This window comes from Alteribacillus sp. HJP-4 (genome assembly GCF_042139015.1).
GTDB lineage: Bacteria > Bacillota > Bacilli > Bacillales > Marinococcaceae > JBHIKY01.
The window spans coordinates 61,504-87,771 of the sequence record NZ_JBHIKY010000014.1 but is presented as its reverse complement, the minus strand read 5'-3'; the positions used below and the strand labels follow the sequence as shown (position 1 = coordinate 87,771).

General features: G+C 45.7%; 23 protein-coding genes, 1 pseudogene and 1 other annotated feature. Of the genes and pseudogenes, 20 read left to right on the top strand and 4 right to left on the bottom strand.

The features are described 5' to 3' along the window. Window positions 1-40 precede the first annotated feature (40 nt). Complete coding sequence (locus ACE4RR_RS13905; RefSeq protein ID WP_375536031.1) at window positions 41-412, top strand: DUF1294 domain-containing protein; 372 nt, start codon at window positions 41-43, stop codon at window positions 410-412. A gap of 114 nt (window positions 413-526) precedes the next feature. Here ACE4RR_RS13905 and ACE4RR_RS13900 read toward each other — a convergent pair whose 3' ends face one another. Continuing rightward, on the bottom strand, window positions 527-916 hold the full coding sequence (locus tag ACE4RR_RS13900; protein ID WP_375536030.1) for a sigma-w pathway protein ysdB: 390 nt from the start codon (window positions 914-916) through the stop codon (window positions 527-529). Between the two features lie 120 nt (window positions 917-1,036). Here ACE4RR_RS13900 and ACE4RR_RS13895 point away from each other — a divergent pair, with 120 nt between their 5' ends. Then, on the top strand, window positions 1,037-1,519 hold the full coding sequence (locus ACE4RR_RS13895; RefSeq protein ID WP_375536029.1) for a dUTP diphosphatase: 483 nt from the start codon (window positions 1,037-1,039) through the stop codon (window positions 1,517-1,519). A 95-nt stretch (window positions 1,520-1,614) separates the two neighbouring features. Beyond that, window positions 1,615-2,703 carry a M42 family metallopeptidase gene (locus ACE4RR_RS13890; RefSeq protein WP_375536028.1) on the top strand — a complete coding sequence of 363 codons (1,089 nt, stop codon included), beginning with the start codon at window positions 1,615-1,617 and terminating at the stop codon, window positions 2,701-2,703. A 185-nt stretch (window positions 2,704-2,888) separates the two neighbouring features. Here ACE4RR_RS13890 and sspI read toward each other — a convergent pair whose 3' ends face one another. Beyond that, window positions 2,889-3,098, bottom strand: a complete 210-nt coding sequence (gene sspI / locus ACE4RR_RS13885; protein WP_375536027.1) for a small acid-soluble spore protein SspI — start codon at window positions 3,096-3,098, stop codon at window positions 2,889-2,891. A 123-nt stretch (window positions 3,099-3,221) separates the two neighbouring features. Between sspI and ACE4RR_RS13880 the strand changes: the two genes are divergently transcribed. The 3 genes from ACE4RR_RS13880 to pheT all read left to right on the top strand — a co-directional run bounded on the left by ACE4RR_RS13880 (window position 3,222) and on the right by pheT (window position 7,888). Further along, on the top strand, window positions 3,222-3,986 hold the full coding sequence (locus ACE4RR_RS13880) for a TrmH family RNA methyltransferase (RefSeq protein WP_375536026.1): 765 nt from the start codon (window positions 3,222-3,224) through the stop codon (window positions 3,984-3,986). Window positions 3,987-4,062: 76 nt separating this feature from the next. After that, window positions 4,063-4,285, top strand: a binding site (T-box leader). 129 nt (window positions 4,286-4,414) lie between these two features. Beyond that, window positions 4,415-5,449 carry a phenylalanine--tRNA ligase subunit alpha gene (gene pheS / locus ACE4RR_RS13875; RefSeq protein WP_375536025.1) on the top strand — a complete coding sequence of 345 codons (1,035 nt, stop codon included), beginning with the start codon at window positions 4,415-4,417 and terminating at the stop codon, window positions 5,447-5,449. Between the two features lie 18 nt (window positions 5,450-5,467). Next, window positions 5,468-7,888 carry a phenylalanine--tRNA ligase subunit beta gene (gene pheT / locus ACE4RR_RS13870; protein WP_375536024.1) on the top strand — a complete coding sequence of 807 codons (2,421 nt, stop codon included), beginning with the start codon at window positions 5,468-5,470 and terminating at the stop codon, window positions 7,886-7,888. A gap of 287 nt (window positions 7,889-8,175) precedes the next feature. On the opposite strand, the gene ACE4RR_RS13865 is transcribed toward pheT, so the two are convergent. Next, window positions 8,176-9,966, bottom strand: a complete 1,791-nt coding sequence (locus tag ACE4RR_RS13865) for a sensor domain-containing diguanylate cyclase (RefSeq protein ID WP_375536023.1) — start codon at window positions 9,964-9,966, stop codon at window positions 8,176-8,178. A 218-nt stretch (window positions 9,967-10,184) separates the two neighbouring features. Here ACE4RR_RS13865 and zapA point away from each other — a divergent pair, with 218 nt between their 5' ends. The 11 genes from zapA to ACE4RR_RS13810 all read left to right on the top strand — a co-directional run bounded on the left by zapA (window position 10,185) and on the right by ACE4RR_RS13810 (window position 23,122). Continuing rightward, window positions 10,185-10,445, top strand: coding sequence for a cell division protein ZapA (zapA, locus tag ACE4RR_RS13860; protein ID WP_375536022.1), 261 nt, complete (start codon window positions 10,185-10,187; stop codon window positions 10,443-10,445). A 6-nt stretch (window positions 10,446-10,451) separates the two neighbouring features. Next, window positions 10,452-11,006 carry a CvpA family protein gene (locus ACE4RR_RS13855; RefSeq protein WP_375536021.1) on the top strand — a complete coding sequence of 185 codons (555 nt, stop codon included), beginning with the start codon at window positions 10,452-10,454 and terminating at the stop codon, window positions 11,004-11,006. A 115-nt stretch (window positions 11,007-11,121) separates the two neighbouring features. Further along, entirely contained in the window at window positions 11,122-12,858 is a 1,737-nt protein-coding gene (polX, locus tag ACE4RR_RS13850; RefSeq protein ID WP_375536020.1) for a DNA polymerase/3'-5' exonuclease PolX, read from the top strand. A gap of 26 nt (window positions 12,859-12,884) precedes the next feature. Then, window positions 12,885-15,242, top strand: coding sequence for an endonuclease MutS2 (locus tag ACE4RR_RS13845; RefSeq protein WP_375536019.1), 2,358 nt, complete (start codon window positions 12,885-12,887; stop codon window positions 15,240-15,242). Window positions 15,243-15,260: 18 nt separating this feature from the next. Then, complete coding sequence (locus ACE4RR_RS13840) at window positions 15,261-15,671, top strand: DUF350 domain-containing protein (protein WP_375536018.1); 411 nt, start codon at window positions 15,261-15,263, stop codon at window positions 15,669-15,671. A 488-nt stretch (window positions 15,672-16,159) separates the two neighbouring features. Beyond that, window positions 16,160-17,863, top strand: a complete 1,704-nt coding sequence (locus ACE4RR_RS13835; RefSeq protein WP_375536017.1) for a long-chain-fatty-acid--CoA ligase — start codon at window positions 16,160-16,162, stop codon at window positions 17,861-17,863. 259 nt (window positions 17,864-18,122) lie between these two features. Beyond that, window positions 18,123-19,820 carry an AMP-binding protein gene (locus ACE4RR_RS13830; RefSeq protein WP_375536016.1) on the top strand — a complete coding sequence of 566 codons (1,698 nt, stop codon included), beginning with the start codon at window positions 18,123-18,125 and terminating at the stop codon, window positions 19,818-19,820. A gap of 113 nt (window positions 19,821-19,933) precedes the next feature. Continuing rightward, window positions 19,934-20,530 (top strand): fatty acid metabolism transcriptional regulator FadR, encoded by a 597-nt coding sequence (locus ACE4RR_RS13825; RefSeq protein ID WP_375536015.1) that lies wholly within the window; start codon window positions 19,934-19,936, stop codon window positions 20,528-20,530. 28 nt (window positions 20,531-20,558) lie between these two features. Further along, on the top strand, window positions 20,559-21,332 hold the full coding sequence (locus ACE4RR_RS13820) for an enoyl-CoA hydratase (RefSeq protein ID WP_375536014.1): 774 nt from the start codon (window positions 20,559-20,561) through the stop codon (window positions 21,330-21,332). A 26-nt stretch (window positions 21,333-21,358) separates the two neighbouring features. Beyond that, window positions 21,359-22,132, top strand: coding sequence for an electron transfer flavoprotein subunit beta/FixA family protein (locus ACE4RR_RS13815; protein ID WP_375536013.1), 774 nt, complete (start codon window positions 21,359-21,361; stop codon window positions 22,130-22,132). Between the two features lie 15 nt (window positions 22,133-22,147). Then, entirely contained in the window at window positions 22,148-23,122 is a 975-nt protein-coding gene (locus ACE4RR_RS13810) for an electron transfer flavoprotein subunit alpha/FixB family protein (protein ID WP_375536012.1), read from the top strand. A 159-nt stretch (window positions 23,123-23,281) separates the two neighbouring features. Here the strand turns inward: ACE4RR_RS13810 and ACE4RR_RS13805 are convergent. Continuing rightward, window positions 23,282-23,446 (bottom strand): annotated as a pseudogene (locus tag ACE4RR_RS13805) (transposase); the annotation flags it as partial. 190 nt (window positions 23,447-23,636) lie between these two features. Between ACE4RR_RS13805 and trxA the strand changes: the two are divergent. The 3 genes from trxA (at window position 23,637) to uvrC (ending at window position 26,184) form a co-directional block, all read left to right on the top strand. Continuing rightward, entirely contained in the window at window positions 23,637-23,951 is a 315-nt protein-coding gene (gene trxA, locus ACE4RR_RS13800) for a thioredoxin (protein WP_375536011.1), read from the top strand. A gap of 57 nt (window positions 23,952-24,008) precedes the next feature. Next, entirely contained in the window at window positions 24,009-24,380 is a 372-nt protein-coding gene (locus tag ACE4RR_RS13795; RefSeq protein ID WP_375536010.1) for a DUF488 domain-containing protein, read from the top strand. A 79-nt stretch (window positions 24,381-24,459) separates the two neighbouring features. Next, a complete protein-coding gene (gene uvrC, locus ACE4RR_RS13790; protein ID WP_375536040.1) occupies window positions 24,460-26,184 on the top strand; it encodes an excinuclease ABC subunit UvrC in 1,725 nt (574 codons plus the stop codon). The last annotated feature ends 84 nt before the right edge of the window (window positions 26,185-26,268 follow it).

Genomic DNA, 26,268 nt, shown 5'->3' with positions numbered 1-26,268 from the left:
ACATTTTCTATACAAGTACTTTTGCAGCAGCCCTGATCGTATGGCTGAAGGCATTCGTCGTGCAATCATACCGCTTTTAATTGGAATAATTAGCTGGCTGCTGTTTCAAACGAGTAAAGATAAAAAAGGGGACATTATGACAGCGATTCTTATTATTCTTGCTGCTGTAAATCTTTTTGCCATTGTTCTAATGGGGCTTGATAAAAGGAAAGCCAGAAAACGGCAGTACCGCATTCCGGAAAAGAATTTTCTAGTGCTCTGCCTGCTCGGAGGAGCAGCCGGCGTGCTTGTCGGAATGAAAATCTTCCGCCACAAAACGAAACATAAGTCTTTCACAATGGGAGTTCCACTGCTGCTTGTGATGCAGGCTGCAGCTCTCCTATACATTATTAGCATACGGCCATTCGGGTAAAAATTTGACACTTTCCAGTTGTTTGCTCGGGACTTGTAGGTCGGGCGGCCACTGCTTGTTTTGCTGTTACATAAAAATGACAAGCCTCAGCCTGTCATTTTATAAAGTATATCTTTATTTTTCAGCGTTACGGAGAAAATCCTTGATCGGGCTCTTCCAGTCAATATCGGCATCGGGATAATAGTGGTGGATTTCATTTTCTAAAAAGACAAAATCCTCCCGCTGCATGCCCTGCAGCCGGTCTTTGTTTTTTACCCAGACTGCAACCGACACGATATCAAATGCTTTATCCGTTGTTCCTAAATACTTTTCACCCTCAAACATCACGCCTTTGTACGTAATAAGAAAGTTTTTCCGCACATCCTTCGGGTCGTCCAGAAAATAAAAATTCTTCTTTTCATGCGCAAGTTCAAGCTTCCGTTTCGGGTTCAGGAAGTATTTAACGACGGCATAGACTAATATGATTAATGCAATAAGGATCAGAGCGCGCAGCAATAAAGCCATTATCATTACCTCCCGGCGCTTCGCTTTCTTTATTTTACTTAATATACGAATCATAACCGAACTCGTTTCATTATGAAACAAATAATTTTTGGATTTTTTTAAGGAAAGGAACTGATATTAATGGATACCCTATTTGCAATACAAAAAAAACTGGATGACCGAATTCTTAAGGAGCATCATCTGAATAGGGAGGATTTATTTCATGATAAAGTGCTTGCTCTGCAGGTGGAGACAGCAGAGCTGGCGAATGAAACCCGCTGCTTTAAATATTGGAGTAAGAAGCCGGCATCCCCGCGGGAAACAATTCTTGAAGAGTATGTGGACGGACTTCATTTTATTTTATCACTGGGGATCGACGGGGGCTGGCCGGAGACACCGGAATGGCGAACGGAAGTGGAGCTGCCTGACGCCACCACCGCTTTTCTTGCTGTTTTTGAAAATATTTCTTTGTACGCCGCATCTCCTTCTAATTCTGCATATAAAGAAATGTTTTCGGCTTATTTAGAACTGGGCAGGACACTTAATTTTTCCACCGAAGAAATAAAAGAAGCTTATTTATCAAAAAATGAAAAGAACCATATCCGCCAGGAAGAAGGATATTAATAACGGGGTATTGAAATACTTTGAGTATCGAAAAAAATTCGATATAATAAGACGTGGCTTGAAAATGATTACGTACATTGAAGGAGGAGCACGTATTGGCACAATTAGACAACACTTTACAAATGCTGAAAGATTTAACAGATGCAAACGGAATTCCGGGGAATGAAAGAGAACCCCGAGAAGTGATGAAGAAATATATTTCTGAATATGCAGATGATATTTCAACTGACCATCTTGGCAGCTTAATTGCAAAAAAATCCGGCAAAGCAGGCGCTTCTAAGATTATGATTACCGGACACCTCGATGAAATTGGATTTATGATATCCAACGTCGATGACAACGGCTTTTTAAAATTTCAGACGGTTGGCGGCTGGTGGAATCAGGTGATGCTCGCCCAGCGCGTTCGCGTGATGACAAATAAAGGCGACATCATCGGTGTGATCGGTTCTAAACCACCCCATATTCTTCCTCCTGAGCAGCGGAAGAAGCCGGTCGAAATAAAAGATATGTTTATTGATATCGGTGCCTCCAGCAAGAAAGAAGCCGCAGAGTTCGGGGTGCGTCCAGGGGATTCGGTGGTGCCTGTATGCGACTTTACTGTGATGAATAATGAAAAGCTATTGATGGCAAAAGCATGGGACAACCGGATTGGCTGCGCCATTGCCATTGAAGTATTGAAGCGGCTGCAGGGCCAGGAGCATTCCGCAGATGTTTACGGAGTCGGAGCCGTACAGGAGGAAATTGGCCTGCGCGGAGCTAAGACTGCAGCCAATAAGGTACAGCCGGACATAGGCTTTGCTGTGGATGTAGGCATTGCCGGCGATACACCGGGCGTTTCAGATAATGATGCGATTGCGGACATGGGAAAAGGGCCGCAGATCCTCATTTATGACCATTCCATGGTTTCTCACAAAGGGCTCCGCGACTTTGTGACGGATCTGGCAGATAAGCATGAAATCCCTTATCAATTTGATGCAATGAGCGGAGGCGGTACCGATGCAGGCTCCATTCATTTATCCGGCCACGGTGTTCCGTCGCTGGCCATTACGGTCCCGACACGCTATATTCATACTCATGCAGCGATTCTGCACCGCGATGATTTTGAACATGCCGTTCAGCTGCTTGTCGAGGTAGCTAAGGCACTGGATGAAGAAACGATTAAAGAAATAAAACAGAATGCATAATAAAAGGGGGCTGTAGCAAAAGCCCCTTTTTATAGAAAAAGTAGTATCCTAAATAGAAGATATCAGGGGACAAGTCCGAAGACTCCAGTGGGAAGCGCTGCCCACGGAAAGCGAAGGACTTGTCCCCTGCTTTTTTTACCATGCAAAAAGGGGCGAGTATCATTTATGATACAGCCCCTTTTACGTTATTTCTGCAATCCTTCTGCTATTTGAGAAATAACTTCATCTCTTCCCTGCTCGTCTGTTGTGTTCCAGTATACTTCGAATAAAACACCGAGGCCGGGAAGCATTTTTTCTTCACCACTTTTGACGGCATCTTCAATTGTGGCTTCTACTTGCTCTTCATTATGGCCAGTCACGTTTGCTAAAATAGCCTCACGGAGATTAAATGACATCATCCATCCTCCTGTTTGTGATAAAATAAAAGCTATCAACGTAGGTCGATAATTGTAGTATGTAGTATTAATTAAAAAAATATGCGTGAGCAGCTTGTTGTGGATAGAAGGAGACGAACGAGAGTGAACCGAATTGAGTCAATCAAGAACCCAAAGATAAAGCACATAAAGAAATTACGGAGAAGATCCGTCAGGGAAAAAGAAAATCTATTTCTCATTGAGGGAATTCATCTTATTGAAGAAGCAATTCAAGCCGACATTACAATAGATGAGCTGTACGTAGAAGAAACGAAACAGCCGCATGCTGAACTGGTCACAAATTCCCAAATCACGCTCGTTACAGAAGCTGTTATGAAGGAAATGAGTACGTTAGAAACACCCTCCGGTTTTCTCGCTGTTTGTGAGCTTCCCGAAAAGCCGAATACGGCTGCCCGTTTGAAGGGAACGTATCTTTTTGTTGATGGAGTCCAGGACCCCGGCAACCTCGGCACGATGATAAGAACAGCTGATGCAGCAGGGGTGGATGCTGTGATATTAGGAGAAGGCACCGTTGATCCATACAACGATAAAGTTATCCGCTCCACACAGGGATCATTGTTTCATGTCCCGGTTATCAAAGCGGATCTTGGGGATTGGATCGCAGCCTGTAAGGATAAGAACATCCCTGTTTTCGGAACATCCCTGACAGCCGGCACTTCTCATACAGCCATTGAAAGCCAGCAGTCCTTTGCCCTGGTTGTAGGAAATGAAGGAAGCGGAGTGAAGGAAGAGTGGCTGGAAAACTCAGATCAGACGATTTACGTACCAATTTATGGAAAGGCAGAATCACTCAATGTATCCGTTGCGACAGGCATATTATTATACCATCTGAGAAGCCCGGCGCTTTAAATCAAAATAGCCGGGGTTGCAGACTTGTGAAAAATTTTCTATAATACGGGAGAACAAAACATTTAATCGTTATAATATAAAGGCTGAGATGAAGAGTAGTAAACAGGAGCCCCCACGCAGGGAGGGAATGCCACAGACTGAAAGCATTCCTGTGAAAGGACCTGTCGAATTCACTTCGGAGCCGGCACCGGAGGACCGCGAGCGGTTAAGGTGCCCCGGACATAATCCGTTATTTAATAAAGTGAGCTTGTCTATTGCGACAGCTAACGAGGGTGGTACCGCGAAGCTTCGTCCCTTACCAGGGGCGGAGTTTTTTTATACTTCACAAAAATTTTCAACGGTTTTAAGAAAAGCGGTGGTGTTCTCCATTAGACATGGATAAAGCTATGTTTTTCTTCAATGATTGAATGACTGAAGGAGGAAATAAGATGATTGAACGGCTGGAGCAGCTTGCAGAGGAAGCCAATCAGGAAACAGCGAAAGCGGAAAATGTAAAAGAGCTGGATAAAGTCCGCGTCAAATATCTCGGAAAAAAAGGGCCGATTACAGAAGTACTGCGAGGCATGGGGAAATTAACCTCAGAAGAACGCCCTAAGGTCGGCCAGAAAGCCAATGAAGTCCGAGAAGAGATTCAAAAACAGATCGATGAAAAGACCTCTGCGCTGGAAAGAAAAGAGTTAGAGAGCAGGCTTGAAGCTGAAGGCATTGATGTGACCCTTCCCGGAAAGCCGTTAAAGCGGGGAGCAAGGCATCCGCTTACAGCAGTAGTCGAAGAAATTGAAGACATTTTTATTGGCCTGGGATTTGGGGTGACCGAAGGGCCTGAAATCGAAACGGACTATTACAATTTTGAAAAGTTGAATCTGCCGAAGGAGCATCCTGCCCGCGATATGCAGGATTCCTTCTACATTACAGAGGAGCTGCTGCTGCGCACTCAAACCTCTCCTGTCCAGGCCCGAACAATGGAAGAGCGCAATGGCAGGGGCCCGGTGAAAATTGTCTGTCCCGGTAAGGTATACCGCCGTGATGATGATGATGCGACCCATTCCCATCAATTTATGCAGATCGAAGGGCTTTATGTAGACGAAAACATCCGCATGAGTGACTTAAAAGGAGTGCTTGAGGCGTTCGTAAAGAAATATTTTGGAGAGGAACGCAGTATCCGGCTCCGACCTAGCTTCTTCCCGTTTACAGAACCATCCGTAGAGGTGGACGTTACCTGCGGCATCTGTAAAGGCGGGGGCTGCAGAATATGCAAACATTCTGGTTGGATTGAAGTACTCGGAGCGGGAATGGTCCACCCCCGCGTACTTGAAATGAGTGGATTTGATCCGGAAGTTTATAGTGGATTCGCATTTGGCATGGGCGTGGAACGCTTCGCCATGCTGAAATATGGAATAGATGATATTCGTCATTTCTATACGAATGACGTCCGTTTTTTAAATCAATTTAAAAGAGTGTAAACGAGGAGGCGACAAAGCATGCTTGTATCCTATCAATGGCTGAAGGATTATGTGAATATAGAAGATCTGACACCTGAAGAAACAGCAGAAAAACTCACGAGAGGCGGGGTAGAGGTAGATTTGCTCCATCAACGGAGTGAAGGTATCGACCATGTTGTTGTCGGATATGTCGAGGAATGCAAAAAACATCCGGACGCCGATAAGCTGAATATCTGTCAGGTGAATACCGGCTCCGAAACGGCTCAAATAATTTGTGGAGCGCCAAACGTAGCAGTCGGGCAGAAGGTGGCCGCAGCAAAGCCTGGTGCTGTACTTCCCGGCGGTATGAAAATTAAAAAAGCAAAGCTGAGAGGCGAAGCATCTAAAGGAATGATCTGTTCCCTGCAGGAGCTTGGGATCGAACAAAAACTCGTAGCGAAAGAATTCAGCGAAGGAATATTTGTGTTCCCTGATGATGTCGAAGTCGGTACAGATGCAATAGCTGCACTCGAACTTCATGACACTGTTCTTGAACTGGATTTAACACCGAACCGAGCTGACTGCATGAGTATGCTCGGAGTCGGCTACGAAATGGCTGCCCTGCTGGACAGGGAAGTGACCCACCCGAGTACAAATCTTTTGGAGAGCTTTGGAAGTGCGTCGGATTTTATTTCCGTTCAGGTGGAGGAAACAGAAGATAACCCTTATTATGGAGCTAAAGTTATCAAAAACGTCACAATTGCCCCTTCTCCGTTATGGATTCAGAATCGATTAACAGCCGCAGGCATTCGTCCGATCAACAATGTCGTGGACATAACGAATTATGTGCTTCTTGAATATGGTCAGCCGCTGCATGCGTTTGACCTAGACCGTTTCGGTTCAAAGGAGGTCGTCGTACGCCGCGCAAGAAACGGAGAGTCTATAACAACCCTTGATGAAGAAAATCGTACACTTACCTCAGATCATCTTGTTATTACGAATGGCCGGGAGCCTGTCGCACTAGCCGGTGTCATGGGCGGATCTTTCTCAGAGGTACAGGACGATACGAGGACCGTTCTGCTTGAAGCTGCCTATTTTCACCCGGTCCGGGTTCGAAAAGCTTCTAAGGATATGGGGCTGCGCAGCGAATCAAGCAGCCGTTTCGAAAAGGGCATCGATTCAAGCCGCGTAGAAGAAGCGGCAGACCGTGCCGCGAGTTTGATCGCTGAGTACGCTGGAGGCGAAGTGCTTGCCGGCACCGTCGATCAAGATTCCAGGTCGAAAAAGGATGCAGTGATCACAACGAAGGTGGAACGGCTGAACAAGCGGCTTGGTATGGAGCTGTCGACAAGTGATATATTAGCCATCTTCCGCAGGCTCCGGCTGCCTGCTTTGGAATCAGGGGATCATATTACCGTGACGATTCCTCCGCGGCGTCCGGATCTTGTAATAGAGGAAGACCTTGCTGAGGAAGTGGCAAGATTATATGGTTATGATCACATTCCAACCACGCTTCCCTCCGGCGCCACAACTCCCGGGGCCCTGACGAAAAGACAGCTTAACCGCAGGAAAGCGAGACGTTTTCTGGAAGGAAGTGGATTAAATGAAGCAATCACTTACTCGTTAACGAGTCCTGAAAAGACGCAGCGCTTTTTATTGACCGACCAATATCATACTGTTTCGGTTGCTATGCCGATGAGTGAAGAACGAAGCATGATGCGTACCAGCCTGATTCCACACCTGCTGGACAATATTCAATATAATCGAAACCGCCAGCAGTACGACTCGGCTGTATTTGAAGTAGGTTCTGTTTTCTTTAGTGAAGTGGAAGCATTAACAAAGCAGCCGGAAGAAAAAAATCTTGTGGCCGGTGCCATTTCCGGGGTGTGGGATCTGCATCTTTGGCAGGGGGAAAAGAAGAAAACAGATTTCTTTGTAGTTAAGGGGATTGTGGAAGGATTAGCCGAGGAGCTGAGGCTGTCCGACGCCATTACCTACCAGGCAGCAGTCCGTGACGACCTTCATCCTGGCCGGAGCGCTGACATTTTATTGCAAGGCCGAATTGTCGGCTTTATCGGACAGGTTCACCCGCTTGTCGCAAAGGAATGGGATTTGAAAGAGACATTTGTTTTCCAGCTTGACCTCGACGCTCTGCTGGATCAAAAAGAGCTTCCACTGCAGTACACGACTCTTCCTCGATATCCATCCGTTACAAGAGACATTGCTTTAGTCGTAAATACGGCAGTGACGGCAGGGGAGGTCCAATCTGTCATTGAAAATGCCGGTGGTGAGCTGCTTAAGCATGTTCAGCTGTTTGATGTGTATGAAGGCAGCAATCTTGAAAGCGGCAAAAAATCATTAGCATTTTCCCTCATCTACCTGGATCCAGAGCGGACTCTCACTGATGAAGAAGTAACCAGTGCTCATAACCGCGTCCTGCAGAAGCTCGAGGATCAGCTTCAAGCTGTTCTGCGGAAGTAAGTTTTATGGGAAGTAGACTCTGGTGCTTAATAGGTTGCGACTACCAATTCTTTTTAAGAAGGCAGCACACTGCAGGCGGAAGCTTTCTATGGGCAGCGATTCAGCTGCTTCTGCCAGACTACCCCAATTAGATAAGAGCGCAAAAATTGGCGGTGCGGTGGACGTGGACAAGTGAACCGACTGCGGCCGCCTGACAGAGCGTACGAAAGCAAATCACGAATTTTTATAACGTAACGCTCCCGAATTAACGGGGAGCGTTTTTTCTTCTTCAGAGACCTCCGTCTCTATTACATATGAATAAACATATTTTTGCCATTCTTCTTTGACAAGTAGAGTGCTTTGTCTGCGGAATTCAGCATCTGTTCTGAATTGTTGACGGCGGCTGAATCAGAGCTCGAAGCGCCGACACTGATCGTCACTGAGGAGTGAATCGGCGAATCGTGATGAGATATTTGCAGCCGTTCAATTTCACGGCGGAGCTTTTCTCCTTGTTGTAATGCCGTCGATCCGGGCGTTTCCGGGGTAATCGGCAGCAGAACTGCGAACTCCTCACCGCCGTATCGGTAGCCGCTGCCTCCGAGTTCTACAGCCCACTCGCAGATACGGGAAGATACAAGTTTTAAGCAATTATCACCACTCACATGGCCATAATAGTCGTTATACTCTTTAAAATAATCTATATCAATCATAAACAGCGCAAAAGAACGTTCATTTTTTTCCCAGGAAAACCAATAATCCTCTAAAGTGACATCAAATAAATAACGGTTGCCGATATTAGTGAGACGATCAAGCCGGCTTAGTGTTTCGAGCTGTTCTTTTTCATAAATAAGCCTTGCTTCAGAATTTTTTTGTTCAGTAATGTCAGTAAAATATACCGACATGCCTTCCTTGGAAGGATAGATTCGAATATTGAACCATCGGGAATGCCCGTGAAAGCGCAGTTCAAACACTTGCACCTCCTGATCGTCTCTCGCTTTAAAGAAATATTTGTTTATTTGTTTATTTTCAAGGGCAAGCGGGAGCCGGTCAATCCGTTCACCGATCAGAGAGGTATCGGAATCTAAAAAAGAGGCTGCCTCGTCATTGATATACGTAAATTCCCACTGATTATTTAAATGAAAAAAGCCATCTGTAATGCTTTCGAGTATAGTGTGTAGCCGCTTATTGGATCGTTCAAGCTCAGTCTGTATGTATTTTCTTTCGGTAATATCACGAATGATCACTTGAATACAGGGCTGCTGTTCAAACCAGACGAAGCCGGTGGCTACCTCTCCATAAATTTCTCTGCCATCAAGCCCGACGAAATGCTCTTCGATTATTGGCAGCCTGTGGTTTATATGATAGGCTGCTTTGGCACGTTTAAGTGCCTTTTCAAAGGAGTCCGGATGCACAAATTCCATAATGTCACGACCTAAAATTTCCTCTGTTGAAAAGGCTCCAAGCCGTTCCCGCCCCGCCTTGTTTACAAACACAATCTTATTGTGATGATGAACGACAATTGGATCCGGACTCATTTCAATTAACGTGCGGTACCCTTCTTCACTGCGGTTTGAATTTACCGCCTGGTATATCGCTTTATTTTTCCATGTAAATGTTCTGTGGAGATGGATGCTTAACAACGACACCATCAACAGGATAAAAATAATAAGGTAAGCCAGCAGCTCCGGCACCGAGGCACTTTGAATAGCTTCGGCAGTGTTCGGATAGCTGTAAAAAATAAAAGTAATTGATAGTATCCCGTTGGCAATAAGAAAGCGGACGTTTTGATAAAAGGACGCCAAAAGCGGAAGTGTTAAACAGACTACAAATAAAAGAAATGAAGGATGAGTGTACGCTCCTGCAAACAAATACCCCCAGCTGCCTGCCATCAAAAAGTATTTTATAGATTCGCTGTCTTTATGTTTATATGTAACCATCGTCAGTATGAGAAGAAGCAGACATGCTCCTGCTAAATATAACACCGGCCAGCGTTCGAGTCTGGTCAAATGGGTCAGGAAGGTGACGGTAATAAACAGCCAGAGCATGAATAACAGCAGGAGGTTTCCCCCGGCAGTGTGAGTCCGGTGGTCCTGATTCATGAGCACATCCTCCCCCTGGGTCTATTTTTGTATGATAATAGTATGGAATCCATTATACTAAAAAAAGGAATAAATTTCTAAATGAGGATGAGGAAATTTTCCGACAGAAACTGATATATTCTCCGCTGATCTTGTCAAAATGGGATAGATTTTCAACCGGAAGGGTTTCTGTTATGATATTGGGTAGGTATTTTGCATAAAGACAGGAGGATAATGCGATGGCAGGTGACAATAGTAAGCATCGCACGACTGTTACTATATATGGACAGCAATATAAAATAGTAAGTGACGAATCACCTCGTCACGTAGAAAATGTTGCCGATTATTTAGATCAGAAAATGCGAGAATTTAAAAATTATAACCCTTATCTCGATACGACCAGTCTTGCTGTATTAACAGCAGTTAATATTACAGATGATTATTTTAAAATGAAAAGAAAATTGGAACTATACGAAAAGGAAGAAAGAGAAGAGGAATAGCTGCTCATGCTTAGTCTACTATTAATTATTATATTATTTGTGAGCTTTTTAGTCGGGCTGCGCCGGGGATTCATGCTGCAGCTGATTCATTTGGCCAGTTTTTTTATTGCGTTAATCATCGCTTTTTATTTTTATCAGGATTTAGCCGAGTATTTAAGGCTGTGGCTTCCATATCCGGAAATCTCGTCCGGTGGAGACGGTGCTGTCAACATGTTCGTTTCCATGTTTGATATGGAATCTGTGTATTATTACGGAATTGCGTTTTTCATCATTTTCATTGCAGCTAAAATCCTTCTGCAGATTGTCGGTTCCATGCTTGATTTTGTTTCGCAGCTGCCGCTTTTGCGTACAGTCAACCGTTGGCTGGGAGGGTTGTTAGGTTTTTTAGAGTCTTATCTCATTTTGTTTATTTTATTAATTACCTCAGCGCTGCTGCCGATTGAAATGTTCCAGGAGATGATTGCTGCGTCTTCTGTTGCCGATATGATGATCAACCATACTCCAATATTGTCCGACTGGATCAAAGATCTTTGGGCGTCTGAAAATAGTGATCACTTCTGAACCGCTCTATAAATGGCCCAGGAAACTGAAACGCTGCCCGCCTGCTGCGTAGTTTTCACCTGCAGAAGAGGGTGAGAATTCCATTAAAGGTAGGGAACAAAAGGGGAAGTATTTGATGAATAAAAAAGAACTTATTTACCACCTTGAAACGATCGCTGTTTATATGGAGCTGAAAGGCGAGAATCCGTTTAAAACATCTGCATACCGAAAAGCAGCCGCGGCGCTTGAACAGGACGAGCGATCCATTTCTGAAATTGATGATCCGGCGGCGCTTTCCGGCATCGGCAAGGGAACTGCTGCTGTTATTCAGGAGCTTCAGGAGACAGGAACGTCAGTGCTTCTGGAATCTTTAAAAAAAGATGTTCCGGATGGCCTCGTTCCGCTGCTGAAGCTTCCCGGCCTCGGTGGAAAGAAGCTTGCGCGGCTTTATAAGGAGCTGGACGTAACCGACGCCGCTACTTTAAAAAAAGTATGTGAGGATAAAAAAATACAGAAGCTTTCGGGTTTCGGTGAGAAGAGTGAAGAAAAAATTCTTACCGCTCTGGAGGAAGCAGGAACCAGGCCGGAACGGCTGCCGATCAGCTTTATGCTGGATATCGCCGAACAGCTGGAAGCAGAGCTTTCGGGAATAGATTCGATTATCCGGTTTGCACGTGCGGGCAGCCTCCGCCGCATGGAAGAGACGATTAAAGATTTAGATTACATTGTTGCGGTGGATGAAAAGAAAGTAGATGAAGTCAGAAAAAAACTGACCTCGCTATCTCTTGTGAATGGAATAATTGCAGATGGCGAAACAAAGGTTTCAGTGGAGTTAGCTTTTGATTATACAGTGCAGGCAGACTTTAGGATTGTGGCTGACGACGTATTTTTTACCACTCTTCACCATTTTACCGGCTCGAAGGAACATAATGTACTAATGCGCCAGCTCGCTAAGAAACAGGGAGAAAAAATTAGTGAATACGGTGTGGAAAGTGCGGAAAGTGGTAAAGTAAAGACGTTTGCTTCTGAGGAAGCGTTTTTTCAGCATTTCGATCTTCATTTTATTCCTCCTGAGGCAAGGCTCGGCCGGGAGGAGACAGAAATATTTAAAAAACCGCTCGAATTAGTCTCTCTCTCCGATATCCGCGGTGACCTTCATATGCATACGACCTGGAGCGATGGGGCCCAGTCAGTGGAGGAAATGGCGGAGGAAGGAAGATCCCGCGGCTATGACTGGATAGCTATTACAGACCATTCCAAATTTCTTCAGGTTGCACACGGCCTGGATGAAGAGCGGATTTTGAGACAAATAAAAGAAATTCAGCGTGTTAATAAAGCGTATGTTGATATAGAGGTGCTGGCCGGTATTGAAATGGATATCCGCCCGGATGGCAAACTTGATATTGAAGACCGGGTACTGAAGGAGCTCGATTTCGTGATTGCTTCGATTCATTCTTCGTTTTCCCAGTCACAGGAGCAGATTATGGAGAGATTCGAAAGCGCACTGCAGAGCCCATATGTTCACATGATTGCCCACCCTACCGGAAGGCTGATCGGGCGCAGAGGCGGTTATAAGGTAGATATCGATAAGCTTATTCAGCGGGCAGCTGAGACGAATACGGCGCTGGAGCTGAACGCGAATCCAAACCGCCTTGATCTAAGTGCGGAGTCTGTAAAGAAAGCAGCAGCAGGCGGTGTGATGATAGCCGTGAATACGGATGCTCATCATCCAGGAATGATGGACCATATGGAAGTCGGGGTCGGAACTGCCAAAAAAGCATTTCTGACTAAGGAACAAATTTTAAACACTAAACCCTTTAAGGAACTTAAACAATTTTTAACCAGGAAAAAAACTCAGAATAATTCTGAGTGAAAGGGCTGAGGGAAAGGGTGAAAAGCATGAATGAAAAAGTCATGCGTGTGCTCGAATATAATAAAATGAAGGAACAATTGCTGGAGCACGCAGCTTCTTCCCTTGGAAAGAAGAAGGTGGAGGAGCTTCAGCCTTACACTACGCTGGAAGAAGCCAGGCAGGAGCAGGCGAGAACGACGGAGGGCACGAAGGTGCTCCGCTTGAAAGGACAGGCTCCGCTTGGTGGTATCCGTAATATATATGCGCATGTGAAACGTGCTCAAATCGGTGGAATGCTGAATGCGCATGAATTGATGGAGGTGGCAGATACAGTTTATGCCGGCCGACGGCTGCGAACGTTCATCCAGACGATGATTGAAGATGAAATCGAACTGCCGCTGCTTTCTGAGCTGAGCGAAGGCATCGTTCCACTTACGGAGCTGGAGCGTGCAGTTAAGCAGTGTATCGATGACCACGGCGAGGTGCTCGACAGTGCCAGTGCCGGCCTGCGCAGTATCCGCCAGCAGATTCGCAGTCATGAGGCATCCGTACGTTCTAAGCTGGAGCAGTTAACGAGATCCTCCGATCAGCAGAAGCTGCTCTCAGATTCGATTGTGACCATCCGCAATGACCGTTACGTTATTCCGGTGAAGCAGGAGTACCGCTCGTCTTTTGGGGGGATCGTTCACGATCAATCGTCGTCCGGAGCTACTCTGTTTATCGAACCTCAGGCTGTAGTCAGTATAAATAACCAGCTTCGTGAAGCAAGGGCAGCGGAACGTCACGAAGTGGAACGTATTTTACAGGAGCTTTCTTTCCAGGTGCAGGAGGAGTCAGAAGCACTCCTTGAAAATACAGACCGGCTCGCTGAGTTGGACTTTTTATTTTCAAAAGCTTATTATGCCAACGCAATTAAAGCGACAGCTCCTGCCCTGAATGACGAGGGACGTCTTCATTTTATGGAAGCGAGGCATCCACTGATCGACGAAGAGGAAGTGGTACCGATCGATGTAGAACTCGGCACCAGCTTTTCTTCTCTTGTTATTACCGGCCCGAACACAGGCGGAAAAACCGTAACATTAAAAACAGTAGGACTTCTGACACTGATGGCTCAGTCAGGCTTATTTTTACCGGTCCAGGAGGAATCAGAAGCGTCTGTGTTTTCGAATATATTCGCCGACATCGGTGACGAACAGTCCATTGAACAGAGTCTCAGTACCTTTTCATCGCACATGACCAATATTGTACAGATTTTAAACGACATTGATCACCAGAGCCTCGTACTGTTTGATGAAATTGGCGCAGGCACCGACCCGACAGAAGGGGCTGCCCTCGCGGTTTCTATTTTGGACTATGTCTATCAGAGCGGCGCAAAATTAGTCGCCACGACACATTACAGCGAGCTGAAGGGCTACGCATATAACCGTACCGGAGTAATGAATGCAAGTGTAGAATTTAACGTGGAGACGTTAAGCCCTACGTACCGTCTCCTTATCGGAGTACCGGGACGAAGTAATGCATTTGCGATTTCGAAGCGGCTCGGTCTCAGCCAGGACATTATCCAGGCAGCTGAAAAAGAAGTGAATGCCGACAGCCGCCAGGTCGAGCAGATGATCACCTCTCTTGAAGAAAAACGGCGAAGCGCTGAAGAGGATAAGCTGGATGCGGCCCGTGTCCGTCGAGAGTCTGAACAGCTGCACCGGGAGCTGGAGCAAAAATGGACGGAGCTTGAAAACGAACGGGAAAGCATTCTGGCTGCAGCTGAAAAAAAAGCAGAAGAAGAGCTGAAGAAAGCACGTCGAGAGGCTGATGAGGTAATCAGCGGACTTAGGGAGCTTCAAAAACAGGGACACTCAATTAAGGAGCATGAGCTGATTGAAGCGAAGAAACGTATGGCAGATGCGGTCCCTGAAATGACGAAACGTCAGAAGCAGATTAAAAAACAGGCACAAAAAACAGCAGCTATAGCTCCTGGAGATGAAGTGAAGGTTCTCAGCTTCGGACAAAAAGGACAGGTGCTTGCCAAAGTCAGCGAGCAGGAGTATCAAGTTCAGCTTGGTATTATGAAAATGAATGTAAAAGCCGAAGACATGGAAAAACTAAAGTCCGAACCTGCGAAACAGCCTGCCAGGCCTGTTGCTGCAGTTTCCTCGAGTGACCCGGTGAGGCCGGAGCTTGACCTGAGGGGAGAGCGCTATGATGATGCAATGCGAAAGGTCGAGAAGTATCTGGATGATGCAGTACTTGCCGGATACCGGCAGGTTCATATTATTCATGGAAAAGGAACTGGCGCGCTCCGAAAGGGAGTTAAGGAGCTTTTGAAGAAGCATCCGAATGTGAAAGGCACGAGAGACGGCGGCATGAATGAAGGCGGCCTGGGAAATACCGTAGCCGAATTGAAATAATAACAAGGAGGAACTCAAATGGAGGCACTCATGCAGAATCCGTTTATTCAGTCAGCTGCTGATTTTAGTGTGGCGGTTCTTTCCTTGATTTTATTTCTTACCATTTTTGAGGTAATTACATCTTATAAAAACTGGGAAGAGATTAAAAACGGCAATCTCTCGGTTGCACTTGCGACCGGTGGTAAGATTTTCGGAGTTGCTAATATCTTCAGATTTTCAATTGAACATAATGATACCATTCTCACAATGATCTTATGGGGGGCATTTGGCTTTACACTCCTGATTTTCAGCTATCTGATCTTTGAATTTTTAACTCCGATGTTTAAGGTGGATGAAGAAATAGCCCGCGACAATCGTGCGGTTGGATTCATTTCTTTTATCATCTCTGTCGGCTTATCGTTTGTAATTGGCGCCGGTATTATTTCTTGACGAATATAAAGGAGACCAGCGGGCATGGAAAAACTGGCTAAAATTTTAATCGCCTGCTGCATAGGATTTGTAGCTGCAGGAGCCGTATATTTGTTGTTTTTTTCATAGTAAGTTCGTGTGATGGCCTGCGGCTGTCACGCGTTTTTTATGGCTGACATTACTCATTACTTATAGCAAAGTAGTCATCGAGTAGGGTACGCGAGTTTTTCGAACGCCACCTCCCAGACATTCGGGAATATATAAACCGCCATTCAGGCAAATAGCGTACCTCCTGTCCGCATCCGGCTCACGGCCAGATTATTCTCTATAGTCCGCCACTTGGGAAGGCAGGCAGAGGAAGGGGGCTATTGTGCATATTTCTTGAAAGGTTCACAATATTTTCCTTTGCTTTTGTAAGCGCTTCCATTAAAATAGATAATAGAGAGGAATGTCTAAATAAGGAGGGTTAGCAATATAAAATAAGAAATGAGACGGAGGAGGAAGCGGCGATGACGAAACCATGGTTGAATCATTATCCTGAAGAGGTGGCGCCTTCCATTGAGTATCACGACAGAACCCTGCATTCTTATTTAAAAGAAGCGGCAGAAATATCCCCGGATAAAGAAGCGCTGCATTTTATGGGGAAGGAAATGACGTATAAGGAAGTATACGAGGATGCTCTGCGGCTTGCCTCACAGCTGCGGAGGATCGGAGTGGAAAAAGGGGATCGTGTTGCGATTATGCTTGCGAATACCCCTCAGTCCGTCATCTGCTATTATGGAGCCTTATTTGCCGGAGCGATTGTCGTACAGACAAATCCATTATATGTCGAGCGTGAAATTGAATATCAGATGAATGATTCTGAAGCAAAAGTTATGATCTGCCTGGACCTGCTTTTTCCGCGTGTCGAACGAGTCCGCAGCGACACAAAGCTGGAGCATGTTATTGTGACGAGTATTAAAGATTATCTCCCGTTTCCGAAAAACCTGCTCTATCCAATCGTTCAAAAGAGGAAGTCGACAATTAAAGTAGAGGTCGGCTACAACGAAAACACTCATCCTTTAAACGAGCTGATTTCTGAAGGGAAGGCTGAAGAGCCGGAGCTTACTATTGATCCTAAGGAAGATCTCGCATTGCTGCAGTACACAGGAGGGACAACAGGACCGGCTAAAGGGGTTATGCTGACCCATTATAATCTTGTCGCGAATACGCTTCAGAGCAGGGCGTGGATGTACCGGATGAAAGAAGGAAGCGAAAGGCTCCTTGCCGTCCTTCCATTTTTCCACGTCTACGGCATGACTGTGGTGATGAATATCTCGATCATGTATAAGTCTAAGATGATCATCCTTCCTAGATTTGAAGCGGTTCCGGTATTGAAAGCAATTCAAAAACACCGGGTTACGCTATTTCCAGGTGCTCCGACAATGTATGTAGGACTGATTAATGAACCGTCCATTAAGAAATATGATCTCTCATCCATCGAGGCCTGTTTAAGCGGTTCAGCTTCTCTTCCACTTGAGGTTCAGGAGAAGTTTGAAACGCTTACTGGCGGAAAGCTTGTAGAGGGTTATGGATTGACAGAAACGTCTCCCGTAGCGATTTCTACTCCAATATGGGGAAAGCGAAAGCAGGGAAGTATCGGACTGCCCTGGCCGGATACAGAGGCTGCGATACTTTCCGCCGAAACTGGAAAAGAAGCGGTTCCCGGTGAAATTGGTGAGATCATCATTAAAGGACCGCAGGTGATGAAGGGATATTGGAAACGACCAGAGGAAACAGCAGCTGTTTTCAAGGATGATTGGTTCTTAAGTGGAGATATGGGTTATATGGATGAGGACGGCTATTTCTATGTAGTGGACCGGAAAAAGGATATGATTATCGCGGGCGGCTTTAACATTTACCCTCGTGAAATTGAGGAAATTCTATACGAGCACGACGCCGTCCAGGAAGCAGCGGTTATTGGAGTCCCGGATGTTTACCGGGGGGAAACCGTAAAAGCATTTATTGTATTTAAGGATGGCAAGTCCGCTTCGCCGGAAGAGCTAGAGGCTTTTGCAAGAGAAAACCTTGCCGCCTTTAAAGTGCCCCGCTTATTTGAATTCCGTGAGGAACTGCCGAAAACGATGGTAGGAAAAGTTTTGCGGCGCGTTCTCGTTGAAGAAGAGAAGAAAAAACAGGAGGAAGCAGAAGATACGATAAAGCAGGGAAGCTGATGAATACCTTAGAAGGAGGCGGGGCCAGCACCCGTCTTTTTTTTATGTTCGACAAAAGGTTCAATCTTTGAAAAGCTGCCCTGATTGCGGACGCCTTCTGCGTCTTATACTGCTCCTCACCAATATTCCTCACGGTTTCAAGTGCTGAATCATCTTTTTTTTAAAAACATATTTAAAAATGAAGGACTATTCAGTACAATGTAAAGAGAGGAGAAAACGCTTTCAATAGAGGGAAGAGGTGAAAAGGGAGGAACTGGTCTTGCAATTCCAAACAAGCAAAGTATGGTTTAACCAATATCCTCAAGATATCGACAAAACTATTTCTTATGAGAACAAACCACTGCATGCATTCCTTCAGGAAACAGCTGCAGAATATCCTAATCATCCTGCCATGAATTTCTATGGCAGACGCTGGACATATCAAAAGCTGCTGGAGAATGCCTCTGCTTTTGCCAACCAACTTGCCGGGCTTGGGGTGAAAAAGGGAGACAGAGTTGCTATTATGCTCCCCAACACACCGCAGTCTGTGATCAGCTATTACGGAACTTTAATGGCAGGGGCAATCGCTGTGCAGACAAATCCCCTGTATGTGGAAAGGGAGCTTCAGCACCAGCTGGCGGATTCGGAAGCTAAAGTCATTGTCTGTCTCGATCTTCTTTATCCCCGGGTGATGAAAGGAAAGAAAGAGACAGCGGTCGAACACGTTATCGTCACCGGCATAAAGGATGCGCTGGCATTTCCAAAAAATATACTGTATCCTTTGAAACAGCGTAAAACAGCAGCAGTGAAGGTGGATATAGAATATAACGAAACCACCCATCATTTTCATGACTTTCTGCAGGGGGGAAGTATTCATGTGCCGGATGTTAGCATCAGACCCGAAGTGGACCTGGCCCTTCTTCAGTATACTGGTGGAACGACAGGACCGGCCAAGGGCGTCATGCTGACTCATCATAACCTCGTGGCCAATACCACCCAGTGTCTGCGCTGGATGTACCGGATGAAAAGAGGAGAAGAAAAAACTCTCGCTGTTCTGCCTTTTTTTCATGTGTATGGCATGACGGTATCAATGAATCTCTCAATTATGCACGCCGCCGAGCTCATTATTCTTCCGAAATTCGACGCCGGGGAAGTACTGAAGACGATAGAAAAACAACGTATCACGATTTTTCCGGGAGCACCGACGATGTATGTCGGTTTGATCAACCATCCGGAGGCTGCATCCTTTGACCTGTCTTCGATTGAGTGCTGTATCAGTGGTTCGGCTTCGCAGCCTGGTGAGGTGCAGCAGGAGTTTGAAGAAATGACCGGAGGAAAGCTTGTGGAGGGTTACGGTCTCACGGAAGCATCACCTGTGACCCACTGTAATATGATCTGGGAGAGTCGAAAAGAAGGCAGTATCGGCCTGCCCTGGCCGGATACAGATGCAGCGGTTTTTTCACACGAAACAGGGGATATCGCCGGCCCCGGCGAGGTGGGAGAGCTCATTGTCAAGGGACCGCAGGTTATGAAGGGTTACTGGAAGAGAGAAGAAGAAACAAATGCGGTATTCTTGGAGGACTGGCTCATGACCGGGGACATGGCCAGGATGGATGAAGACGGCTATTTTTACATTGTGGACCGAAAAAAGGATATGATTATTGCTGGCGGCTTTAACATTTATCCACGTGAGGTGGAAGAAATTTTATATGAACATCCTGCTGTTAAGGAGGCTGTTGTGATTGGCGTGCCGGACCCATACCGCGGTGAAACTGTGAAAGCTTTCGTTGTGAAAAAAGATCACGAAGAAGTAACAGAGGAACAATTAAATGCGTTCTGCCGCGAAAGGCTTGCTTCATTTAAGGCCCCCCGCCTTTATGAATTTCGTAAGGAGCTTCCAAAAACAAGTGTAGGAAAAATTTTAAAGCGCGTGCTTGCAGCGGAAGAAACAAAAAACGGCTCGGAAAAAGCACTGTAATTATTGACAGGGTAAAATACTTTTTTTACACTAAAGGGAAGATGAATGAATAATCATTCATTTATTTCATGTCCGGTCCAGATTGGCCTGGAAGCGCGAAAGGAAGTAATCAAATGGGTAAAAGAAAAGGGCCTAAATACGATCAGATTATCGAAGCAGCTGTTACTGTTATAGCTGTCAACGGATATCATCATGCCCAGGTTTCCAAGATTGCCAAGCAGGCCGGAGTGGCAGATGGAACAATCTATTTATATTTTAATAATAAAGAAGATATCTTAATTTCTTTATTTGAAGAAAAAATGGGTGTATTCGTTGAAAAGATAAGGGAAAAGCTGAAGCATGCCGCTACGATGGAAGAACAGCTGCAAGTGCTTGTAACCATGCATTTCAAGCAGCTGGCTGCTGATAAAGAGCTCGCTGTCGTTACTCAGCTTGAGCTGCGCCAGTCGAACAGCAGTCTGCGCCAGAGGATCAATGAAGTATTAAAAGACTACTTAACACTGATGGAAGAAATTATTTTAACAGGAAAACGAGAAAATATTTTCTCTGAGGAATTAAATGAAAAGCTGGCCCGGCAGATGATCTTTGGTACACTTGATGAAGTGGTAACCAACTGGGTAATGAAGGATTGTAAATATGACCTCGAAGCGCTGAGCCAGCCTGTACATGACATGCTGCTTCACGGCTTTGGGGCAGGCGTCAGATCGTAATTACACGACAGGGGAGGAAGAGCAGGCGATGGAATTTTTAGAGCTTGCAAAAGAAAATCATGTGGCAGAAGTGACCTTAAAGAGGCCCCCTGCCAATGCACTCTCTCGTGGAGTGCTTGAAGAATTATCCTTGGTCCTGAAGGGTTGCGAAGAAGATGAGGAAGTCCGTGTGATTCTTCTTTACGGTGATGGAAAATTCTTTGCCGCGGGAGCCGATATTAAAGAATTCACAAAAGTAAAGGACGGAACAGAATTTTCAGAGCTGGCCAGACTTGGCCAATCAATATTCGATCATTTGGAAGCCCTTTCAAAACCCGTCATTGCGGCTGTACACGGAGCTGCCCTTGGGGGCGGCCTGGAGCTTGCGATGGCCTGCCACCTGCGGCTTGCAGCCGAGGATGCAAAGCTTGGCCTTCCTGAGCTGACCCTCGGGCTTGTGCCTGGTTTTGCCGGGAGTCAGCGACTTCCGGAGCTTGTTGGACGTCCGAAAGCCGCTGAAATGCTGTTAACCGGGGAGCCGGTATCAGGAGCGGCGGCAGAGAGGATCGGACTCGTAAACCGGACATATCCCGCAGAACAACTGCTTGACGAGGCGAAAAAACTGGCAGGTAAAATAGCTGCAAAAAGTACTGTAAACGTGAAAATGATTATTGAATTGCTGCAGTATGCTAAGCACAGCCGTTTTTCTGAAGGAACGGATAAAGAAGCGCAGTTATTTGGTAAAGCATTTGAATCAGAAGATGGAAAAGAAGGAATTCATGCTTTTTTAGAGAAAAGAAAACCTGAGTTTAAAAACAGGTAACATCTTCATTTACAGGAGGCGTGCACATGAATATTTTTGTCATTATGAAAAGGACGTTCGACACGGAAGAAAAAATCGTTATCACGGACGGCAAAATTGATGAAGACGGGGCTGAATTTATTATTAACCCTTACGACGAATACGCGCTGGAGGAAGCCATTGTACTCCGCGATGAACACGGCGGTGAAGTAACCGTCGTAACTGTCGGTGATGAGGAAGCGGAAAAACAGCTCCGCACAGCTCTCGCGATGGGAGCGGATAAGGCCGTTCTAATTGATGTGGAGGATGTAGATGAAGATATTGATCATTATACAATCGGCGAAATTCTAACAGCTTACTTGAAGGATCAAGAATACGATATTATTCTCGGTGGTAATGTGGCTGTGGATGACGGCGCCGGCCAGGTTGCTCCCCGAGTGGCGGAAGGGCTTGGCATCAATCAGCTGACTACGATTACGAAGCTCGAGGTCAATGGAACCTCTGTCAGCATTGAGCGGGATGTGGAAGGTGACGTAGAAATCGTTGAAACCTCCCTGCCGCTGTTAGTCACCTGCCAGCAGGGCCTGAATGAACCGCGCTATCCTTCTCTTCCGGGAATTATGAAAGCGAAGAAAAAACCGCTTGAAACTCTTGATTTGGATGACCTTGACCTGGAAGAAGAGGATGTAGCCGCAAAAACAAGCACCATCGATCGATTTCTGCCTCCTGAAAAAGGAGCAGGAAAGGTGCTTGAAGGAGATACAGATGATCAGGTCCGTGAGCTTGTAGAACTTCTAAAAAGCGAAGCAAAGGTCATATAAGGGAGGGGCACAACAATGGCAAATAAAATACTCGTGCTTGGTGAGATAAAAGATGGAGAACTGCGAAATGTATCATTTGAAGCAATTGCGGCCGGACGCAGAATTGCAGACGGCGGAGAGGTCGTAGGGCTCCTGTTCGGTGAAAACCTCCAGGGACATGCTGAAGAATTAATAAAATATGGCGCTGACCGTGTGCTGACATCAGAAAATTCCGATCTGGTCCAGTACACTACGGATGCTTATAAACAGGCGCTGCTGCAGGTGTTTGAACAGGAAAGTCCAGACGGAATTATCCTTGGTCACACATCAAGCGGGAAAGATCTTGCCCCCCGGATCGCAGCAAAAATCGGAGCAGGGCTGGTCTCTGACGCCGTGGATGTCGAATCGAGCGGAGGCAGCACGGTATTTACACGGCCGATTTATTCCGGGAAAGCCTTTGAAAAGTTAAGCATTTCAGATGGACCAACACTTGCTACCATCCGTCCTAATAATATTGCCCCGGAAACGAAGGACGAAGGAAAGAGTGGGGACATTTCCTCCATTTCCTTGGAAGTAAAGGATCTTCGTACGATCGTAAAAGAAGTCGTCAAAAAAACAAGCGGCGGCGTTGATCTGGCTGAAGCAAAAATAATTGTAGCCGGAGGACGGGGAGTGAAAAGTGCGGAAGGTTTTAAACCACTGCAGGAACTGGCTGACGTTCTCGGTGCCGCAGTTGGTGCGTCAAGAGGAGCATGTGATGCAGAGTATTGTGATTATTCTCTGCAGATTGGCCAGACCGGTAAGGTAGTTACTCCTGATTTATATATTGCCGCAGGTCTCTCCGGAGCAATTCAGCATCTTGCCGGAATGTCTAACTCAAAAGTGATCGTTGCGATCAACAAAGATCCAGAAGCACCAATTTTTGAGGTCGCCGATTACGGCATTGTTGGGGACTTGTTTGAGGTAGTTCCGAAATTAACCGAGGAATTTAAAAAAGCGGTTTCGAATTAACTTAAAATCGCTGCTCGAAATAGACAGAACAAACCTATTAATAGATAAGCTAAGGCAAATCCGCCAGATTCAAATGGCGAAAGCCTTAGCTTTTTTTAAAATATAAGAAAGTAAGATTTTGTTGATTTCATCCCTGCAGGCGGACGCTTTCCGTGGGACCTGTGTTCGTTCCACGAGAGTTACGTCAGACAACGTATAGATGGTTTTAAGGAGAAGGTATTTGAACATACGGATGGGGTGAACAGCGTTCCGTCCATTGTCATGACAGTATTTTTTCTTCCGTTCGTCCTAAACGAAGGAAAAGTCTATAAGCTCATAAATTCTGCCTCCGAGCTCATTTTGTTGCAGGTCGTCCCGTATATCATGTAAGATTCCAGAATAAACATTATCCAACGTTTTTTTGCTTTCTGCATAGGGTAATAATAGCTAGAGCAGTTCGTTAGCAACGATTGTAACCTTAATGCTATAATAGCAGTTGGATAGCGCAAGCTACTATAAAGGAGGACAATAAACAATGGCAATTGTAAATGTATCCGACCAAAATTTCTCAAATGAAACTTCTGCAGGTGTTGTACTTGCTGACTTTTGGGCACCATGGTGCGGACCTTGTAAAATGATCGCTCCCGTATTGGAAGAAATTGATTCTGAAATGGGCGAACAAATTAAAATCGCGAAACTTGATGTAGATGAAAACCAGGAAACAGCAGGTAAGTACGGTGTGATGAGCATACCGACACTGCTCGTTTTCAAGGACGGCGAGGTAGTCGAGCAGGTTGTAGGCTTTCAGCCAAAGGAACAGCTCGTAGAATTGTTGAATAAGCACCTTTAAAACGGGAAAACTGCTGATTGCGATCAGCAGTTTTTTCTGTAATATACGGAGGTTGTTATGCCAATTCAAACAAAAAGAATTTATGAAAAACCGGCACACAATGACGGATTTCGTTTCTTAGTGGACCGGGTCTGGCCGCGCGGCATCTCCAAAGAAAAGGCAGCGCTTGATGATTGGGTGAAAGAGATAGCACCTTCAAAGGAACTGCGGCAATGGTTCGCTCATGAGAAAGAGAAATATCCGGTCTTTGCTTCAAGGTACAAATCTGAAATAATTGCTGATAAGGAAGCGATTTCCATATATAATAAGATGAAAAAGCAGGCAAGAACAGAAACGATCACGCTGGTGTTCGCAGCAAAAGAAAAACGCTGGAACCATGCCGAGCTTTTAAAGAAATGGCTCGAGGAAGATAAAGAGATAGAACAATAATCGAAGGGAGGGAGAGCCGGTGACAAACTCCATTCAAGAAAAGCTGGCGGTTCTTCCGGGCCAGCCAGGCTGTTATTTAATGAAAAACAAGCATGGGACCGTCATCTACGTCGGAAAAGCCAAGGTGCTGAAGAATAGAGTCCGTTCTTATTTCCGTGGATCTCATGACGGAAAAACGCAGCGGCTGGTAATGGAAATCCGTGATTTTGAATACATTATCACGTCTTCAAATCTTGAAGCTCTTATATTAGAAATGAATTTGATTAAAAAATATGAACCGAAGTACAATGTGCTGCTAAAAGATGATAAATCCTACCCGTATTTAAAAATAACAAATGAGGAGCACCCCCGATTGATTACGACCCGCAAGGTGAAAAAAGACGGCGGCAAATATTTTGGTCCCTATCCGAATGCCGGTGCTGCCAATGAAACAAAAAAGCTGCTTGATCGTTTGTATCCATTGCGGAAATGCCGAACCCTGCCGGACCGGGTATGCCTTTATTATCACATCGGCCAATGTCTTGCCCCGTGTGAATTTGAAGTCAGCGAAGACACCAACCGTGACCTTGTCCAGCGGATAGCAAAATTTTTGAATAACGGACATCAGGAAGTGAAAAAAGAGCTGCAGGTAAAAATGGAGCATGCCGCAGAGGAACTGAACTTTGAACGTGCAAAGGAAATGCGCGATCAAATGCATCATATTGATGCAGTGATGGAAAAACAAAAAATGACGATAAATGATCAGGTGAGCCGGGATGTGTTTGGCTTTTCATATGATAAAGGCTGGATGTGCGTGCAGGTCTTTTTTGTTCGGCAGGGAAAACTGATTGAACGGGATGTGTCGGTATTTCCGTTTTATCAAGAGCCGGAAGACGATTTTTTTACGTATCTTGGCCAGTTTTATTTGAAAGAAGAACACATAAAGCCGAAGGAGGTTGTGATTTCGGCAGCCATTGATTCGGAGCTCGCCGAACAGCTGCTGGAGGTAAAAGTTGTGCAGCCAAAGCGCGGCAAAAAAAGAGAACTATTAGCGCTGGCTGAAAAAAATGCCGAACAGGCTCTGCGGGAAAGGTTTGCCCTCATTGAAAGAGATGAAGAGAGGACAACCAAAGCAGTGGAACAGCTCGGAGAAGCTCTCGGTATTGATACTCCGTACCGAATTGAGGCGTTTGATAACTCTAATATTCAGGGGACCGATCCTGTCGCCGCTATGGTAACATTTTTGGACGGCAAGCCTCATAAAAAAGATTACCGTAAGTATAAAGTGCGCAGTGTCGAGGGACCGGATGATTATGCCTCCATGAAAGAAGTGGTACGCCGCCGCTATTTTCGGCTGTTAAAAGAAGAAGCTGCGTTTCCGGACCTTATTTTAATCGACGGAGGCAAGGGGCAGCTGAGTGCAGCAAAAAGCGTACTGGAAGATGAGCTGGGGCTCACGATTCCGGTAGCCGGAATGGCAAAGGATGAAAAGCATAAAACGTCGGAGCTGATCATTGGAGAGCCTCCCGCGATCGTGCCGCTGCAGCGGAACAGCCATGAGTTTTATCTGCTGCAGAGAATCCAGGATGAAGTGCACCGGTTCGCGATTACCTTTCATCGACAAATCCGTGGAAAAAGCATGTTCACTTCTATACTCGATGATATACCAGGGATTGGCGAAAAGCGGAAGCGCCAACTGTTAAAGCACTTTGGCTCGATGAAGAAAATGAAAGAAGCCACTCTCGATGATTTTCGAAAAGTGGCCATTCCCGACCGCATTTCGCAGGAATTAATGAACCGCCTGCATGATCAGGATCGAGCGTAAGTTTCCTGTCCGAGTTTTTCGGAAAGGGGACCTGCGCTTTTTTAAACGCAGAATTCAGCACTTCCCTGTTTAGGCAGTTCTAAA

Excerpts from the sequence above, each read along its gene's own strand:
- ACE4RR_RS13905 (WP_375536031.1), top strand. The coding sequence starts at position 41 with ATGGCTGAAGGCATTCGTCGTGCAATCATACCGCTTTTAATTGGAATA.
- ACE4RR_RS13900 (WP_375536030.1), bottom strand. The coding sequence starts at position 916 with ATGGCTTTATTGCTGCGCGCTCTGATCCTTATTGCATTAATCATATTA.
- ACE4RR_RS13895 (WP_375536029.1), top strand. The coding sequence starts at position 1,037 with ATGGATACCCTATTTGCAATACAAAAAAAACTGGATGACCGAATTCTT.
- sspI (WP_375536027.1), bottom strand. The coding sequence starts at position 3,098 with ATGTCATTTAATCTCCGTGAGGCTATTTTAGCAAACGTGACTGGCCAT.
- pheS (WP_375536025.1), top strand. The coding sequence starts at position 4,415 with ATGATTGAACGGCTGGAGCAGCTTGCAGAGGAAGCCAATCAGGAAACA.
- pheT (WP_375536024.1), top strand. The coding sequence starts at position 5,468 with ATGCTTGTATCCTATCAATGGCTGAAGGATTATGTGAATATAGAAGAT.
- ACE4RR_RS13865 (WP_375536023.1), bottom strand. The coding sequence starts at position 9,966 with ATGAATCAGGACCACCGGACTCACACTGCCGGGGGAAACCTCCTGCTG.
- zapA (WP_375536022.1), top strand. The coding sequence starts at position 10,185 with ATGGCAGGTGACAATAGTAAGCATCGCACGACTGTTACTATATATGGA.
- ACE4RR_RS13855 (WP_375536021.1), top strand. The coding sequence starts at position 10,452 with ATGCTTAGTCTACTATTAATTATTATATTATTTGTGAGCTTTTTAGTC.
- polX (WP_375536020.1), top strand. The coding sequence starts at position 11,122 with ATGAATAAAAAAGAACTTATTTACCACCTTGAAACGATCGCTGTTTAT.
- ACE4RR_RS13845 (WP_375536019.1), top strand. The coding sequence starts at position 12,885 with ATGAATGAAAAAGTCATGCGTGTGCTCGAATATAATAAAATGAAGGAA.
- ACE4RR_RS13840 (WP_375536018.1), top strand. The coding sequence starts at position 15,261 with ATGGAGGCACTCATGCAGAATCCGTTTATTCAGTCAGCTGCTGATTTT.
- ACE4RR_RS13835 (WP_375536017.1), top strand. The coding sequence starts at position 16,160 with ATGACGAAACCATGGTTGAATCATTATCCTGAAGAGGTGGCGCCTTCC.
- ACE4RR_RS13825 (WP_375536015.1), top strand. The coding sequence starts at position 19,934 with ATGGGTAAAAGAAAAGGGCCTAAATACGATCAGATTATCGAAGCAGCT.
- ACE4RR_RS13820 (WP_375536014.1), top strand. The coding sequence starts at position 20,559 with ATGGAATTTTTAGAGCTTGCAAAAGAAAATCATGTGGCAGAAGTGACC.
- ACE4RR_RS13815 (WP_375536013.1), top strand. The coding sequence starts at position 21,359 with ATGAATATTTTTGTCATTATGAAAAGGACGTTCGACACGGAAGAAAAA.
- ACE4RR_RS13810 (WP_375536012.1), top strand. The coding sequence starts at position 22,148 with ATGGCAAATAAAATACTCGTGCTTGGTGAGATAAAAGATGGAGAACTG.
- trxA (WP_375536011.1), top strand. The coding sequence starts at position 23,637 with ATGGCAATTGTAAATGTATCCGACCAAAATTTCTCAAATGAAACTTCT.
- ACE4RR_RS13795 (WP_375536010.1), top strand. The coding sequence starts at position 24,009 with ATGCCAATTCAAACAAAAAGAATTTATGAAAAACCGGCACACAATGAC.
- uvrC (WP_375536040.1), top strand. The coding sequence starts at position 24,460 with ATGAAAAACAAGCATGGGACCGTCATCTACGTCGGAAAAGCCAAGGTG.